Below are 15,274 nucleotides of genomic sequence, written 5' to 3' on the forward strand. Positions count from 1 at the left end.
AGGTGATTGACCATCATGGAAATGACGAATGCTAACAGTTTAACTAGAGAAAGCGCCATCCAAACGGTTCAAGATGAAGTGATGTTAAATACAGCCTATATAGATGGCAAATGGATGACTATTGAAGCACCTGCTACCGATACTGCTGATGCTGATAGCTATGATTCGAATTATGATTTATATGATTCAAATTCGGGAACAATGATCGCTACCACTCGATTGTGTACCAAGGTACAGGTAGAAGTGGCAGTCAATGCGGCTTCTGCGGCGTATCCATCTTGGTCGCAAACCGCCGTAAGCGAGCGCGCATCGTATCTCAACGCCATTGCTGATACGATGGATCGGCAGTTTGACAAATTGGTGGGATTGTCTGTGTTAAATAACGGTAAGCCCATTGAAGAGGCAAAAATAGACGTGAGCGATGCCATTGCCTGCTATCGCTATTATGCCAATTTCATCACAGAACAAGCGACTTGGTCGGAGGTATCTACTAGCGAGTCAGGCATACGTTTGCTAAAAACGTATGCACCTATTGGTATTTGCGCCCTTATTGTCCCGTGGAATTTTCCAATGGTGACCACTGCTTGGAAGTTAGCTCCTGCATTGGCTGCAGGCTGTACGGTGCTATTAAAGCCCTCCGAGGTGACATTATTGCCAGAGTTGATGCTGGGCAATATATTGTCTGCTATTAAACTACCGAAAGGAGTCGTTAATATTTTACCGGGTGCAGCTGAAGTGGGCGCTGCCATGACCTGCCATCCATTAATCGACAAAATTTCCTTTACTGGTAGCAACGCCGTTGGTGAAAAGGTGATGAGCCAAGCGGCAAAAGGTATCAAAGATGTCAGTCTAGAGCTGGGTGGTAAATCAGCCATTGTCATATGTGCAGATGCCGAGATCGACTACGCTTGTGATTTAATCATCGGTGGCATATTTACCAATGCCGGTCAGATCTGTTCAGCCACCTCAAGACTGCTCGTTCATGAAAGCATTGCTCAGTCGTTGTTCGACACATTAAAAGTTAAGACAGAAAGTTTGCAAATGGGTGATGGCTTTGACACTGACACGCAAATGGGTCCACTGGTTAGTGAGCAGCAGCTGAATCAAGTAAAAAAATATTTCGACATTGCTGCTGCCGAAAACCTGACTTGTCTCACAGGTGGTGAGGTCTTAAATCGACAAGGGTATTTTGCGATGCCGACCATTTATACCAATGTTCCAGTGACCAGTCGATTATGGACAGAGGAAGTTTTTGGGCCGGTACTAGTGAGTCAAACGTTTACCGACCATGCCGAGGCGATTGCTTTAGCCAATGATAGCCAGTTTGCTTTGGCCGCGAGCATTGTCAGCGCTGATGAAACGGCGGCAGTCGAGATGGCGCTACATATTCAAGCAGGTCATATCTGGATCAATGAACAACAAATTGTACTGCCAGAGTCAGGGTGGGGCGGCTTTAAGCAAAGTGGTATCGGTCGTGAGCTGGGCGTAGATGGCTTGTCTGCGTATCAAAAAAGCAAGCATGTGCTATTGAGTCATTAAACGTTGGGCGCTTTCATATCTTATTTAGCCATTGATATTGCTACCAATGGCTAAATAAGATAGTTGCTCTGTAAATTAACTTTACTGGACTAAGAATGCCATTCGATATAAAATTGAGCAATCATTCAAATTTTATCGCTGTGCTTATTTTTATATGAGATTACGGCTTTTGAGATGGAAAAACTATGTCACGTACCGCACTTTATAACCGTCAGGATGCCTTAGAACGCGCGTTACAGCTTTTTTGGCAAAAAGGCTTTCATGCTACTTCGTTAAAAGACATAGAAGAGGCGCTCGATATGCGTCCAGGAAGCATTTATGCTGCGTTTGGCAGTAAAGATGGATTATTTCAAGAAGCGTTAGACTACTATGCTCGCCTAGGTTTGAGTGAGCTTGAGCGGGTAATGGGCGCTTATCAATCGCCGCTGTTGGGGTTAGCCGCTTTCGTGCGTCAGTTGGGCGGTATTCGTGATAAAGGGCTGCCAAGTCAGGCTTGCATGCTGGTCAAAAGCTTACTGGAGCTTGGTGCTCGTGAGCAGACAGCGCTACAAAAAGTTGAAATGCTGCTGGCAGGTATGGAGCTGCGTTTTATAAATTACTTTACCGAAGCACAGCGGCTGGGTGAATTGGATACTGAGCTTGATGCGACTAGGCTTGGACGACGACTACAGGCGGAAATCATGGGGCTGCGTGCTTTTGCGCAGCGTGATGTCGAGAGTGCAGCGGTGCAAGCGTTGGCTGAAGATATGGCGCTCTCTATAGAAGCACTGCGTATTGATAAGCATACTGGCGTGTAGTGCATGTTGACTATTTGCAAATAAGCACTGCTAAAGGGTTATTGCCGATTAAGTAAGGCTGATTGCTAAGATATTTTTGGTATGAAAAAAAAGGGTTTTAGCGTTACTGTATAGTCTCGGGCTATACAGAAACTCTAAAACCCTTAGCTTTTCTAAAACCCTTAGTCTTGAAAACTCAACCATCAATAGATGATTTAGTCTGGCATGTCAGCCAACTGCTGCAAAATGCTTTTATAATTCTCAACACCTTGAGCACCGCTAATTAAATGACGCTCATTGAAAACCATAGATGGCACACTTTGAATGCCTTGTTGCTGCCAATGCTGCTTTTCTTTTTCTACCGCTGCAGCAAATCGCTGATCTTTTAAGATCGCCAGTGCTTCGCTACGATCCAGTCCGATTTCTGCTGCCACATCTGCAAGTACGGTACTGTCAGCCACATTTTTATTATCGACGAAATGTGCGACGAACAATGCTTGTTTTAGGTCGTGTATACGTCCTTGCTGATCAGCCCAATGCAGCAACTGATGCGCATTAAAAGTATTGTAAGTATGAAAGTCATCGGTAAACTGAAAATTAAATCCAGCTTCAGCACCTGCTTCGGTCATTCTAGCTCGGTTCTCTTGAATGTCCTCAGCAGTCGTACCGTACTTCTCCATGATATGCTCACGATAGTTTCGTCCTTCGTGCGGTGTATTAGGATTTAACTCAAATGGATGCCAGTGAATCTCGTGCGGAGTGTTGGTTTGTTTTAATGCCTCGGCTAGTTGACTATAGCCGATAGCGCACCAAGGGCAGACCACGTCCGACACGATATCTATTCGTAATGGCTTTTTTAAATCACTCATAGTGGCTCCTTATTGTATGCTTAGATAAATGGTCTTCTTATATACTGTACTTACTTGTATATGATGTTTTCTTATAGGCCTTATACAAAGGGCTATCCTAAATAAAATAATCTAGAATAGCCCTTTGTATTTTACACAATTTGTATTTTACACAATTAGTCAGCTTCAATTAGACAGCTTTATGCCATTCAAACTTTTCGAAAGGCTTGTCGATTGGCGTGTTGGCTAAATGGTTGGTGTAGTTGCTCATTACTTTTTGAGCCGCTGCAAGAACCACTTCTAAAATCTGACGTTTAGTAAAGCCTGCATCTAAGAACGCTTGAACTGCGTCATCATTTACATTACCACGATCACGAACGACCGATAGCGTAAAGTCGCGTAATGCTTCTAGTTTTGGAGTTGGTAGTGGCGTCTCGTTACGCAATGCTTCGGTGATTGCATCATTTACTTTCATACTTTTGGCAATACCTGTATGAGCAGGGACGCAATAATGACACTCATGCTCGACGTTGATGGTTTGCCATACAACAGTGGTTTCCTCATCATCAAAACTGCTGTCTAAAAATAGTTGATGTAGCTGTTGGTAGCCTTCGAGCAAGCCAGGCGCTTCAGCCATGACGGCATGTAGATTAGGTACCATGCCAAATGCTTTGATAGATACATCAAGCAAATCTTTACTTTCTGCTGGGGCTGTGTCTTTGTCGTGTAGAGTGAAGTCAGTCATATTAAAACCTTTTATTCATTATTAATAAATTGTTGTAAAGTAAGTGTGCAAGTGACTAAAGAGCCAAACATTTATTTGAGCGATTACTCATATTAATCAATGGAATTTACTTGAGTCGCTTAACAACTGCAGCCACTATAATTCATTTTGAGCAATCGTTCAAATAATATTTGAGTGAATGCTCAAGTTGTTTGTAACTTTGACTTACATTCAAAGCTAGGCGGCATCACGACAGTTATTTGTTTTTCTTAACCAAGTCATTGCTAAATGGCATTGTTAACAATCCCCATAGCGAAGCATTTTGTTTGGCTGCTGGGTATTCTTTTAGTCCAATATCTAGCTCATTATCAGACTGCTTTGCTTTACCCTTATAACTATCAAAAATCCAATCCCACCAAATGACACTAAAGCCATAATTTGAGTTGGTTTCACTGACGCGTTGGCTATGGTGAATACGGTGCAAAATCTGGGTCATTAATATTAATCGCAGCGGTTTTTCAAGCGAAGGTGGCAGGCGAATATTGGCATGGTTAAATATCGCTAAGCCATTTAACGCAATCTCAAATATCAATACGGCGATGGCAGGAACGCCCAACAAGCTGACGGCAACGAGCTTCACTAGAATGCTTAAAACGATTTCAATGGGATGAAATCTAAGCCCTGTACTGGCATCGACATGTGCATCAGCGTGATGGACTTTATGCAGACGCCATAGCATAGGCACGCGGTGAAATAATCGATGCTGCCAGTAAATGATGATGTCGAGCAATATTAAGCTTAGTATGATGACGACAATGCTTGGCAAATTGATGATATTAAATAGACCAATCCCATGCTGCTGATTATAAAGCGCCACAGCCGTTAGACCGACAGGCACCGCTAGACGAGCAATAACGGATGACGCAAACACCAAGCCAAAGTTAGCGAACCAGCGTTTGCTGCTTTTGATCGGTGCTTGACGTGCAGGCATGCGCCATTCTATCAGCATCATAATCACTAAAATGCTTAAAAAGAACCCAAGCCGCCACCATACTTCGTTAGTCATTAGCTGCCTCTTAACTTATTATATTTATATACTGTTTTTATCTATTTCTAGCTGTTTAAGGGTATGGTAGCCACCATGGATACGGGTAAAAATCGTAATTGCGCAAGCAGTGGCAAAAATGCTGGCGAGTAATACAAAGTGCTGTGGCCACAGGCAAAAAGCGACAAACAGTGCGATGGTTTCGGTGCCCTCAGTCAAACCGTTTAAATAATAAAAACTCTTATATTTAAACTGCGGTTTATTCAGTGTAAACTTTTCCGCAGCAATGGCAAACGCTAAGAAGCTAGAGCCTGTGCCAATAAAGGTCGCGAGTAATAAAGCGCCAGCAATGGCATTCTGTTCAGGATTTGCCAATATAAAACCCAGCGGGATGGCGGCATAAAATAAAAAGTCGAGCGTAATATCTAAGTAGCCGCCTGCGCTAGAGCTTTGCTTTGCATAACGGGCTAAAGCGCCATCAAGACCATCAAAAATACGATTTAATGCAATGGCTGCCAGTGCGCCATACCAAAGCTCAAACGCCAGTAATGGCACCGCTAACATACCGATTAAAAAGCCTGCCACCGTGAGTTGATCAGCCGTAATACCGCGTTTGTGCAAGACAACGACGACAGGGCTTAGTATCGGCTTAATCATGGGCGTAAGAAATTTATCTAGCATGCGCTTGCCTTTTGTATTTCGCTTTGATGTTTAGAATTTAGATCTACAAGTTTAAAAGTATAAGCCTAAAACTACAGGTCTAAATGAATAACTTTACCGTTTGCGGCCTCAGCATCGCTATAATCGTGCGTGACCATGATGGCGGGAAGTTTATGAGTGCGGATTTGCTCAAACACCAGTTGCCGCGTATCTACTCGAAGTTGGGTATCAAGCTTGCTAAAAGGCTCATCAAGTAGTATCGCTTTTGGTGCGCTGAGCAAGGTGCGCAGTAGCGCCACTCGTGCTTGTTGTCCGCCCGATAAATTATCAGGATGGCGATCTCCCATGCCTGCTAGCCCCACTTGTGCCAGCGCTTGTTCTATTTTTTCACGGCGCTGTTTTTTATTGCTGTTTTTATTACTTTTAGGCATCGCAAACGCAATATTACCTGCGACCGATAAATGCGAAAACAGTAGGGCATCTTGATACAGTACCCCAATATGCCGCAGATGCGTCGGCAGATGGCTTACATTTTCATCATTTAACCAGACCTCACCAATAGCGGTAAAACCATTTGGCAATATACCTGTGAGCCAATTCAATAAACTCGATTTACCACTGCCAGATGGACCCATGATGGTTAGTATTTCACCACCAGCAATCTGCTCATCTAGGCTGAGTAGTAGCTCGCCTTTTCGATATAACTGTAAGTTTTTTATCTGTAAAGAGGATTGCATCAAAGGCCCTTTTCTTTGCGTTTTTATTATTAGGTATTTTCAAAATTAGTGCTATTTAGAATCAGTGCTCTTCAAAACGAATATATTTTAAAAAACGTTTTAACGGCTGCTATTTTTACCACTTTTAAAGAAGTACTTTGGCAATATCCACGCCAATATAAAGCCAACTAAGGGTAGCGCCATTTGGATGATGGCATACACTGCACTGGTGCGTCTACTGGCACCATTAGCGAGGGTTACGGCTTCTGTGGTGATGGTGGCGATTCGTCCGCCACCTGCCAATAATGTCGGTAAGTATTGACCAAAGCTAATGGCTAAACCAAGGGCAATGGCAATTAACAACGGCGCAAACAGTTGTGGTAATTTCACCTGCAAAAATACTCTAGCAGGAGTTGCACCAAGGCTTGCCGCTACATGAGCAAAACGAGGGTCTAGACGTCGATAACTGCTAGCAAGCGATAAAAACACATAGGGCAGCACAAAGAGCAGATGGGCAAATGCCACATTAAAAAATGCCGTTTGATTATTCACCAGTTGCTGTAGCCATACTAAGCCAAATAAAAAAGCAATGCTCGGCACTAACAGCGGCAAATAGATAATTAAACTGGTAAATTTTGAAAGTGGCTTTTTACTTAATTGCTCAGCTTCTAAACACAATAAAGTCAGCACAATGGCAAATATAGTACTCACGATACCGATTGTAATGGTATTAAATAGCGGCGTACCCATTTGCGTAAAGGCGCTTTGAAAATGTAATAACACTAACTGCTCTGGCAATACAGCTGGGAAACGCCAAAAACCAGCCACTGACCACATTACCAGCCCAATGAGCGCTAGCAAGATAAAGCCAATTACCACAGTGGTCAACGCTGCGGTGATTTTTTGCCATATGACATCGGCATAGTGGCGCTTACCATTTATCAACGTGCCATTAAAGCAAGTTTTTATCGCTTTCTCAGCACCCAGCCACAAAGCGATTAAACCACCCGTCAACGCCAGCTGTAATAACGCGCCCGCCGAGGCTTTTATACGTAAGTTTAAATCAACATCGTTAAACCATTGCATGATAGTGACCGCCAGTGTTGGCGGCGTGTTTGGACCGAGTATCAATGGCATCTCGACACTGGCACTGGCATAGGCAAGCACGGCTAAGATAGGCAAACGTAAAAAAGGATAGAGGACAGGAAGTACCGCTTTAAAAAAGGCAGTAATGGGGTAATAGCCGAGATTTAGCGCGACTTTATACTGCCGCCGTAGCTTTTTACCAAGCTCTGGTTGTGCCAAAGCGCCTAGTGCCATGAGTAATAAAAATGGCAGCTCTTTTAAGGTTAAACCTAAGATAATACTGATGCCGTAGGGGTCATGTGGAAATATACCGTCTGGAGCCAATTCCCAGCCACTTAGCCATGGTGATATAAGGCGTGAAAACATACCAGAAGGCGCAATTAAAAAACCAACGGCGATGGCTGCTGCTGCATGAGGAATGACCAAGATTGGACTAAGTAAATGCTCAATACGGGTCAACCAAACGCTATTAAAAAATGCCGCCAATATCATCAATGCTATGACAAAAGCGAGTAGCGTGCTTATCAAACCAGTAGCGATGCTTAACGCTACCATTTGGGTAAGACCAGGCGTGTGCCAAAGATCGTTAAAACCTTGTAGACTAAAGGTCGTTTTCTCAAGTGCAGGCACCCAGCTAAAGGCAGGTAACAGCACACTGAGCAGACCACCGAGCACCGGTAATATCAGTAGCAGCAGTAAAAATGTCGGACTCAAGGAGACGGTACGCGTAAATAGATCTGTTTTATAAGGCGCGGTTATGCGAGTGCTTGTTGCGGAATTGACGTTTTTCTTCTCCCTTTTATTGTTAGAATCTTTACTCATGGGCTGACTCCATAACGTGTCTGCCAGCCTTGCATAATGGCATCAACCCAGCTCGGATGTGGTTCATTCACGGTACGTTTTATAGCGTCAACAGGTAGGGCGCTCGGATGCGGTTTGTTAGTCTTGAATAGCGCTTGTTGCTCAGGGTCGAGCGTCGATTGGATGAGTACGGTTTTATCACCCCACACAGCAGGCGTTTGCTTTCTAGCCTGTGCTTCTGGGCTTAGCAAGAAGTTTGCCACTAGCTGCGCGGCTTGTGGGTGGCTGGCGTTATAAGGAATCGCCACAAAATGGGTGTTACTTAAGCTGCCATCGCTCATGGCATAGCTACGAATGCTCTGGGGTAAATCATAACGCTGCACGGCTGCGGGTACTTCAGGTGCAGAAAAAGTAAAGGCCAAGCTCAGCTCGGTATCATCGACCAAACGCCGCATGTGCGCGCCCGTTTGCACAAACTGCTCACCCTTACGCCATAGGGCGGGGTGCAAATTATCTAGAAACGTCCATAAAGGGGATAATATAATATCTGTATTTTGCTCAGTAGCTGGCAGGTTCAGCTGTGCCTTGGTATTTTCGCCTGTTTTCGCATCATGTTGCTCGTGTAGCATGACTAAGGCATATTTTAAAAAGCTCATGCCTAAAAAGTCAGGCGGCTTTGGGTAGCTAAATCGTCCGGGGTTTTGCGCTGTCCAATTGACTAGCTGATTTAAAGTAGTTGGTGGTTTGTTAGTTGATAAGCTGTCGTAATAAAAAGTCAGCGAGGCTTGTCCCCATGGCGCTTCCATACCATTGGTCGGTACACCAAAATCAAAGTTAACCGCAGGATTATTATCTGGATCGGTCAACGCAAAGTTAGGAAGCTTGTTCGCCCACTGTTTCAGCAATAACGAGTTCTCACTCATGGTGGCAAAGTTGGCACCATTTATCCAGATGAGATCCACGCTGCCTTTATCGTTATTATTGGCTGATTTTTCTGCGAGTACGCGACTGACGGCTTCACTGGTGTCACTCAATTTGACATGAACCAAGTTAATATTATATTTGTCATCGACTTGCTCGGCGGCCCACTGTAGATAGGCATTGATTTGCGGGTCACCGCCCCACGCATAGAAGTAGACATCTTGATTGCTACCTTGCGCCTCTATCTGCTGCCAAGATGATAAATTTTGATTAAGGTTAGCAGTAGTGGGTGAGGCAGTGCTTGCTGATATACCAATACAAACGCTAAGCACCATAGCGTAGGCGCTATAGCGGCTTAGATTTTTTAACGTGGTCAAAGCTGGTAAAGATTTAATAACGTACATTTATGTTCTAACCTCGGCGCCATGTATGGTATTTCTCAAGCCAGTTTAATACCGTTTCGGGCGCATGATTACGTTTCCATTCACCAGCCGCGTACTTATTCCCCTCCGCCCACGTTGGATACATATGGATAGTGCCGAGTATTTTATTCAGCCCTAAACCGTGCTTCATCGCCAGTATGAATTCTGGCATTAAGTCCCCAGCATGCTCAGCGACGATGGTCACGCCCAGTATTTTATCTTTGCCTTTAGGCGTAATGACTTTGATAAAACCATGATTGGCACTTTCCGTCACCGCGCGATCTAAGTCTTTAAAGTTGTAGCGGGTAATTTCAAAATCGATGCCTTTTTCGATAGCTTCTTGCTCATTTAAGCCCACGCGTGCGACTTCTGGATCGATAAAGGTTGTCCACGGAATGACGCGGTAATCGACTTTAAACTTCTTTAGATGTCCAAACAAACCATTTACGGCGGCGTACCATGCCTGATGGGAGGCCACATGAGTAAATTGGTAAGGACCAGCGACATCACCAGCGGCGTAGATATTAGGGTAAAGGGTTTCTAAATAGTCATCGGTATCAATCGTACGCTCCGTTTCGATGCCCAAATTTTCAAGGCCATAACCTTGTAAGCGGGCACTACGTCCAACGGCACAAAGCAACTCATCATATTCAATTGCGATTTCTTGCTTGTTTTGACGGTCTTGCTTAACGGTACTGCCGCCTTGCGCTTCAACGATAATGAACTTTTTACCATCGCGAGTTTCACAGCGAATCGCTTGATGCGAGGTTAAAATATTTACGCCGCTCTCAACGAGGACTTTCTGCGCAAATTCTGAGACTTCCACGTCTTCTTTTTTCATCAGACGCGCGCCTCTTTCGATTTGGGTCACATTGGAGCCTAAGCGTGCAAAGGCTTGCGCCAGCTCAGAGCCGATTGGTCCGCCGCCAAGGACGACCAGCTTTTTCGGTGCTGCTTCTAATTCGGTAAATTTATTCCATATAGTATCGCTGGTCACATAGCCGGTTTCTTTCAAACCCGGTAAGTCTGGGATAAATGGACGCGCGCCAGTAGCGATAACGATGGAGCGTGCGGTAAGGGTTTGCGTGCCACCATCGTTTAGCGCAATATCTACTGTCCACGGGTCGATGAATTTGGCATAGCCTTTTAGCACTTCGACACCCAAGTCCGTATAACGCTCGACGCTATCATTTGGGGCGATGTCAGCGATGACTTTATGAATGCGGGTCATGACGTTCTTAAATGAAAACTCTGGTGGTGTATTCTCCAAGCCGTAACGATCAGCATGGCGCATTTGTTCTGCCACTTTTGCGCTTTTAATGAGGGCTTTACTGGGTACACAGCCATAGTTTAAGCAGTCACCACCCATCTCGCCCGCTTCGATTAAGGTTACTTTTGCTCGGACGGTCGCCGCGATATAGCTAGTGACTAGCCCGCCAGCACCTGCGCCAATCACGATCATGTTCCGATCGAATTTTTTTGGTTTACTATAGTTTTTATAGACGCGGCGTTTTTTTAGCATATTTAATATGCCTTTTGCGATTAATGGGAAAAAACCTAACAACGCAAATGAGACAATCAAATTAAACGATAAAATTCCCGACAAACTGTCAATTTGCGCCAATTGCGTACCTGCATTGACATACACGAAGGTACCAGCGAGCATACCGATTTGGCTTACCCAATAGAATGTCCTCGCTTTAATCGCGGTGACACCCATGAGTAAATTAATCAAAAAGAACGGAAATATCGGCACTAAGCGTAGGGTAAATAAGTAAAATCCGCCTTCTTTTTCGACGCCAGCATCAATGGCTGCTAAGCGCTCAGGAAAGCGCTGCTTAATCGTATCACGCAGTAAATAACGTGAGGTTAAAAAGGCGAGTGTCGCGCCAATACTGGAGGCAAATGAGGCGACCAGTAACCCTTGCCATAAACCAAATAATGCGCCAGCTGCCAAGGTTAAAATAGCGGCACCCGGTAAGGATAGGGCGGTGACAACGATATAAAGTAAAAAGAATCCACCGATAATCAATAATGGTGATTGCGTTTTATAGTCGTTAAATTGCGCCATTGAGCCTTTTAAACCGTCAAGCGTCAGTAATTGATTGAGGTCAAAGTAGAAAAAGCTTGCTGCCAATATTAATATTAACAGTATTAACAATATGCTTTTAATCATAAAATATCCGGCTAAGTAGTAGAGCGAAGGCTAAAGTCATCGTCATTCTTTTATGATTAAGAACCTTGACCATGTTAGTGGTAATGACAAGTTAGTGGTAACGATAATTGCGTTAAGTTTTTTGCATGGTTTGTGCATTTATATACAATAAAACAGCTAACTTAGTAGTCTTCATAGTATAGCGCTTGAGTTTCGGACGCTAGTATTTATATTCTTGCATGTTCAATCCAGTCCAATCTAACGATAAATATGACTGATGTTTAGGCTAAAGAAACTTTTTTGCCCAAGGTTAAGGTATCCCAGTCTCTCATTAAGAAAAGCGCCAAACACGCAGCCAACATCGGCCATGCTGCAAAGAACAACAAGTTATCAAAAGGCTTGAGATATAAGCCAAAGGTTGAGAACGTCGAAATCGAATGAAGTAGCAAGATAATGCCGTAAGTCCAAGTTTTGAATAATCCTGTGACGAACAACAGAATGAGGATGAATTGAGCCGCGCCAATGACATAAAACACGGTGTCGCCTATACTTTCAAAACCATAAAAACTAGAAAAGACGCCTGCGGCATGATCAGGATTAATCAGCTTATCTAAAGTCCAGACTAAAAAAACAATGAAAATACCCAGTCGAAGCAATAACAGTGAAAGAGGGAGATGTTTTGGCATAAGTTATTTCTTCTTAATAAGCGTTGAAAGTGAGTGCGAAAGAGTTTGGCAAGTCTAATCAATGGAATATCTGGCAATGACTACTATTGTTAGGTAGTAAGCATGAATAAAGTGTTTATTTTGAGTGATTACTCAAAATTAGATAAAATACTAACGCTCAGTAGGTCAATAAACTGCATTGTAGTTGTTATTGAATGGTTGTTCAAGTTCGTAGCCTCAAGCATGCTACTGTTCGAGAGTATCGTTACGTTTTTCAACCAAAGCAGCAAGGCTCGCTTAAAGGTGCTCGTTTGTTACATAATAAAAAGCCTTTCATAGACTGATATAGTCCATGAAAGGCTTTTCGCTTACATGATAAGCATCAAGACATTGAACGGTTACCACATCAAATCATCTGGAATCACATAGGCGGCATAAGGATCATCTTCTGCCAGTACTTCTTCTGATGTATCGTTAGACACGACTATGAAGCCCTCCATTTTCGCATCGATGCGATCTGCCAACGGACGAGGAAGGAGGGCATAGCCTTCTTCTAAGCGTGCAATCACCACATGACCGGCGACGATTTGCTCATATAGTTTTTGAGTGACAAAGATTTTTTTAACCTTAGCATTATCGACAAATTGATAATTAACCTCGCCATTGGTATCAGCAATCTGATGCTGCTTAATCATTTGTACGATATTGGCCTTGAGCATCTTCTCTTCTAAAACACGTTGTTTTTCTTGATTGAGCTTTTGATCTTTCTCTAGTTTTTTCGCTTGGGCTTCTGCCAACGCTTTTTTTGCTTCCATGCTTTCTGAGTCACCAGTACGCTTGGCATGCTGAGTCTGCTTGCTGATTTTCTTGGCTTTTTTGCTATCCACCAATCCCGCTTTTAATAACTGAGCCTGTAGGGCATTTTTTGCCATAATTCCATCACCTAGATAAGGATACTTAAATCATAAATGCTAAAAAACCATTGTAGCAAAATTCGCTACGGCATGTTGTTAGACGATGACAAGACTTTTTTTAATTATGGTAGAAGTGGGCACACATCGCTGGCTGAAGCCATTTAAATTGGTTATTATCAAGGCAGTGGATATGCTTTTTCTGCCGATATGCTTTTTGGTAACTATGTTCTTTGGTAACCATGTTTTTCGGTGACCATATTTATAGTGGGCATAGAAAGCTGTATAGGATTAAATCGTTAAATTTAAGGACGGAATATGACAACATCACAGCACATTTTAGCCTGTATAGACGGCTCGGCAGTGACTGAATCGGTTTGTGACTATGCAGCATGGTATGCCAGTAAGTTAAATTTACCCGTAGCGTTGTTACATGTGAGTGAGGTTCCAGCCTCGACCAGACGCGATTTGTCAGGCGCAATAGGAGTCAATAGCCGCCAGTTTTTATTGGAGGAATTGACACAGTTAGACGAGCAAAGAGCGAAGGTGGTGAACAGTTATAGCAATGCTTTGGTACAAGACGCAAAAAGCCATATCCAAGGCAACTTTACTCAGGTCGATATTCGTATCTACCAACGTCGCGGCAAGCTGTTACCTGCCATTGAGCATTTTAAAGCAGAAAATCGTGCCATCGTCATGGGACGCCGAGGTGAAGATCACAAAAGCAGCCGTATTAATATCGGTAGCCAAATCGAAACCGTTGCCCGCGCATCTGACGTTCCTATATTGATTTGCTCAGAGACGTTCAAAGAGCCTAGCTCATATATGATAGCTTTTGATGGTAGCAAAACGGCTATTAAAGCAGCATGGATGGTTGCGAGAAGTCCTGTGCTAAAAGGATTGCAAGGTCATATCGTCATGATAGGCAATCATAACGACGCGTCAAAACAGAGCTTAAGCGCCGCAGCGGCACAATTGGAGGATGCAGGTTTTAGCGTAGCGGCACATCATTTATCTGCCTCCGATGCCGTTGATGGCTTGTTAAGATTTCAGGTAGAAAACCACATTGATATCATGGTGGTGGGTGCTTATGGACATTCGAAATTGCAACAATTATTTCTTGGTAGTACCACGACAGAAATTATCGCCAGCACGCTATCTCCTGTGATTTTAGTACGTTGAAAACTCGGTAAGGTTTATAATAGCGAGGTGCAATCATTGCGCCTTCAGCTGTCGATAACGTTCAATAATCATATCTGACGTTTGCTAAAGGATCATCTCATCATACTATTTTTGGACATGGTTTATGCTTATTCATGCAGACTTTACCCGCCGCGCTGCCCTTACACCTGAACAACACCAGTGGATTAAGTCACCACAAAATGGAGTAGAGCGCGTGATGCTTGACCGTGTGGGTGCAGAAAAAGCACGTGCCACTAGCCTTGTACGCTATGCGCCCAATTCTTATTTTCCGCATCATCTACATCCGGGTGGTGAAGAGATTTTAGTATTGTCAGGTACTTTTTCTGCAGATGACAAACATTACCCAGCAGGTTGGTATTTGCGCAATCCACCGACCTCAGGACACAAGCCTTATAGTGATGAAGGCGCAGTGATTTTCGTCAAGCTACGTCAAATGCCAGCTGATGAACCTCATTATGTGGCTATCAATACTAAAGATAAGGCTCATTGGCAACAACAGGGCAGCCGTGATGTTTGTCCTCTATTCTCGGGTGATAATGAGCAAGTGAGTTTGCAGCGTATCAAGGCAGGCGAGTTACTGTTTAATGAGGCAATCTGTGGCGGTGCAGAAATACTGGTGTTAGCAGGCGAGTTGATAGATGAGGGTCAAGTTTATCAGCGCGGCAGCTGGATACGTCTGCCAGCAGGTGAGCATGCGCAAATACAGGCAGGATCTGAAGGAGCTACAGTGTATCTCAAGACAGGTCATTTAATGCAAGTGATAGGGTTGTAGGGGTAGTGATCACATTTTATGAGCAGCTCA

14 protein-coding genes are annotated in these 15,274 nt (G+C 43.8%); 4 read left to right on the top strand and 10 right to left on the bottom strand.

Annotation, left to right across the window (positions count from 1 at the left end; all coding sequences use genetic code 11):
* Positions 1-15 precede the first annotated feature (15 nt).
* Both JMW94_RS09740 and JMW94_RS09745 read left to right on the top strand, forming a co-directional pair.
* The gene (locus tag JMW94_RS09740; RefSeq protein ID WP_201604238.1) at positions 16-1,539 is read left to right on the top strand and encodes an aldehyde dehydrogenase family protein; all 1,524 of its coding nucleotides are present in this window, start codon (positions 16-18) and stop codon (positions 1,537-1,539) included.
* Between the two features lie 185 nt (positions 1,540-1,724).
* A complete protein-coding gene (locus JMW94_RS09745) occupies positions 1,725-2,336 on the top strand; it encodes a TetR/AcrR family transcriptional regulator (RefSeq protein WP_201604240.1) in 612 nt (203 codons plus the stop codon).
* A 194-nt stretch (positions 2,337-2,530) separates the two neighbouring features.
* Here JMW94_RS09745 and JMW94_RS09750 read toward each other — a convergent pair whose 3' ends face one another.
* The 10 genes from JMW94_RS09750 to JMW94_RS09795 form a co-directional block, all read right to left on the bottom strand.
* Positions 2,531-3,184, bottom strand: coding sequence for a DsbA family protein (locus JMW94_RS09750; RefSeq protein WP_201604242.1), 654 nt, complete (start codon positions 3,182-3,184; stop codon positions 2,531-2,533).
* A 169-nt stretch (positions 3,185-3,353) separates the two neighbouring features.
* Positions 3,354-3,908, bottom strand: coding sequence for a carboxymuconolactone decarboxylase family protein (locus JMW94_RS09755; RefSeq protein WP_201604244.1), 555 nt, complete (start codon positions 3,906-3,908; stop codon positions 3,354-3,356).
* A gap of 235 nt (positions 3,909-4,143) precedes the next feature.
* Positions 4,144-4,953 carry a sterol desaturase family protein gene (locus JMW94_RS09760; protein ID WP_201604246.1) on the bottom strand — a complete coding sequence of 270 codons (810 nt, stop codon included), beginning with the start codon at positions 4,951-4,953 and terminating at the stop codon, positions 4,144-4,146.
* A gap of 24 nt (positions 4,954-4,977) precedes the next feature.
* Complete coding sequence (locus tag JMW94_RS09765; protein ID WP_087814194.1) at positions 4,978-5,613, bottom strand: CDP-alcohol phosphatidyltransferase family protein; 636 nt, start codon at positions 5,611-5,613, stop codon at positions 4,978-4,980.
* 71 nt (positions 5,614-5,684) lie between these two features.
* Positions 5,685-6,329, bottom strand: coding sequence for an ATP-binding cassette domain-containing protein (locus JMW94_RS09770; protein ID WP_087814193.1), 645 nt, complete (start codon positions 6,327-6,329; stop codon positions 5,685-5,687).
* Positions 6,330-6,428: 99 nt separating this feature from the next.
* A complete protein-coding gene (locus JMW94_RS09775; protein ID WP_201604248.1) occupies positions 6,429-8,216 on the bottom strand; it encodes an ABC transporter permease in 1,788 nt (595 codons plus the stop codon).
* On the bottom strand, positions 8,213-9,520 hold the full coding sequence (locus JMW94_RS09780; protein WP_201604250.1) for an ABC transporter substrate-binding protein: 1,308 nt from the start codon (positions 9,518-9,520) through the stop codon (positions 8,213-8,215). The genes JMW94_RS09775 and JMW94_RS09780 overlap by 4 nt, the downstream gene beginning before the upstream one ends.
* A 7-nt stretch (positions 9,521-9,527) precedes the next feature.
* Complete coding sequence (locus JMW94_RS09785; protein WP_201604252.1) at positions 9,528-11,714, bottom strand: FAD-dependent oxidoreductase; 2,187 nt, start codon at positions 11,712-11,714, stop codon at positions 9,528-9,530.
* 260 nt (positions 11,715-11,974) lie between these two features.
* Entirely contained in the window at positions 11,975-12,379 is a 405-nt protein-coding gene (locus JMW94_RS09790; RefSeq protein WP_201604254.1) for a hypothetical protein, read from the bottom strand.
* 377 nt (positions 12,380-12,756) lie between these two features.
* Complete coding sequence (locus tag JMW94_RS09795; RefSeq protein ID WP_201604256.1) at positions 12,757-13,290, bottom strand: DUF2058 domain-containing protein; 534 nt, start codon at positions 13,288-13,290, stop codon at positions 12,757-12,759.
* Between the two features lie 297 nt (positions 13,291-13,587).
* On the opposite strand from JMW94_RS09795, the gene JMW94_RS09800 reads away from it, so the two are divergent.
* Both JMW94_RS09800 and JMW94_RS09805 read left to right on the top strand, forming a co-directional pair.
* Positions 13,588-14,451, top strand: coding sequence for a universal stress protein (locus JMW94_RS09800; protein WP_201604258.1), 864 nt, complete (start codon positions 13,588-13,590; stop codon positions 14,449-14,451).
* 124 nt (positions 14,452-14,575) lie between these two features.
* The gene (locus JMW94_RS09805) at positions 14,576-15,244 is read left to right on the top strand and encodes a cupin domain-containing protein (RefSeq protein ID WP_201604260.1); all 669 of its coding nucleotides are present in this window, start codon (positions 14,576-14,578) and stop codon (positions 15,242-15,244) included.
* The last annotated feature ends 30 nt before the right edge of the window (positions 15,245-15,274 follow it).

The organism is Psychrobacter immobilis, from assembly GCF_904846185.1.
Lineage (GTDB): Bacteria > Pseudomonadota > Gammaproteobacteria > Pseudomonadales > Moraxellaceae > Psychrobacter > Psychrobacter immobilis_B.

Excerpts from the sequence above, each read along its gene's own strand:
- JMW94_RS09740 (WP_201604238.1), top strand. The coding sequence starts at position 16 with ATGGAAATGACGAATGCTAACAGTTTAACTAGAGAAAGCGCCATCCAA.
- JMW94_RS09745 (WP_201604240.1), top strand. The coding sequence starts at position 1,725 with ATGTCACGTACCGCACTTTATAACCGTCAGGATGCCTTAGAACGCGCG.
- JMW94_RS09750 (WP_201604242.1), bottom strand. The coding sequence starts at position 3,184 with ATGAGTGATTTAAAAAAGCCATTACGAATAGATATCGTGTCGGACGTG.
- JMW94_RS09755 (WP_201604244.1), bottom strand. The coding sequence starts at position 3,908 with ATGACTGACTTCACTCTACACGACAAAGACACAGCCCCAGCAGAAAGT.
- JMW94_RS09760 (WP_201604246.1), bottom strand. The coding sequence starts at position 4,953 with ATGACTAACGAAGTATGGTGGCGGCTTGGGTTCTTTTTAAGCATTTTA.
- JMW94_RS09765 (WP_087814194.1), bottom strand. The coding sequence starts at position 5,613 with ATGCTAGATAAATTTCTTACGCCCATGATTAAGCCGATACTAAGCCCT.
- JMW94_RS09770 (WP_087814193.1), bottom strand. The coding sequence starts at position 6,329 with ATGCAATCCTCTTTACAGATAAAAAACTTACAGTTATATCGAAAAGGC.
- JMW94_RS09775 (WP_201604248.1), bottom strand. The coding sequence starts at position 8,216 with ATGAGTAAAGATTCTAACAATAAAAGGGAGAAGAAAAACGTCAATTCC.
- JMW94_RS09780 (WP_201604250.1), bottom strand. The coding sequence starts at position 9,520 with ATGTACGTTATTAAATCTTTACCAGCTTTGACCACGTTAAAAAATCTA.
- JMW94_RS09785 (WP_201604252.1), bottom strand. The coding sequence starts at position 11,714 with ATGATTAAAAGCATATTGTTAATACTGTTAATATTAATATTGGCAGCA.
- JMW94_RS09790 (WP_201604254.1), bottom strand. The coding sequence starts at position 12,379 with ATGCCAAAACATCTCCCTCTTTCACTGTTATTGCTTCGACTGGGTATT.
- JMW94_RS09795 (WP_201604256.1), bottom strand. The coding sequence starts at position 13,290 with ATGGCAAAAAATGCCCTACAGGCTCAGTTATTAAAAGCGGGATTGGTG.
- JMW94_RS09800 (WP_201604258.1), top strand. The coding sequence starts at position 13,588 with ATGACAACATCACAGCACATTTTAGCCTGTATAGACGGCTCGGCAGTG.
- JMW94_RS09805 (WP_201604260.1), top strand. The coding sequence starts at position 14,576 with ATGCTTATTCATGCAGACTTTACCCGCCGCGCTGCCCTTACACCTGAA.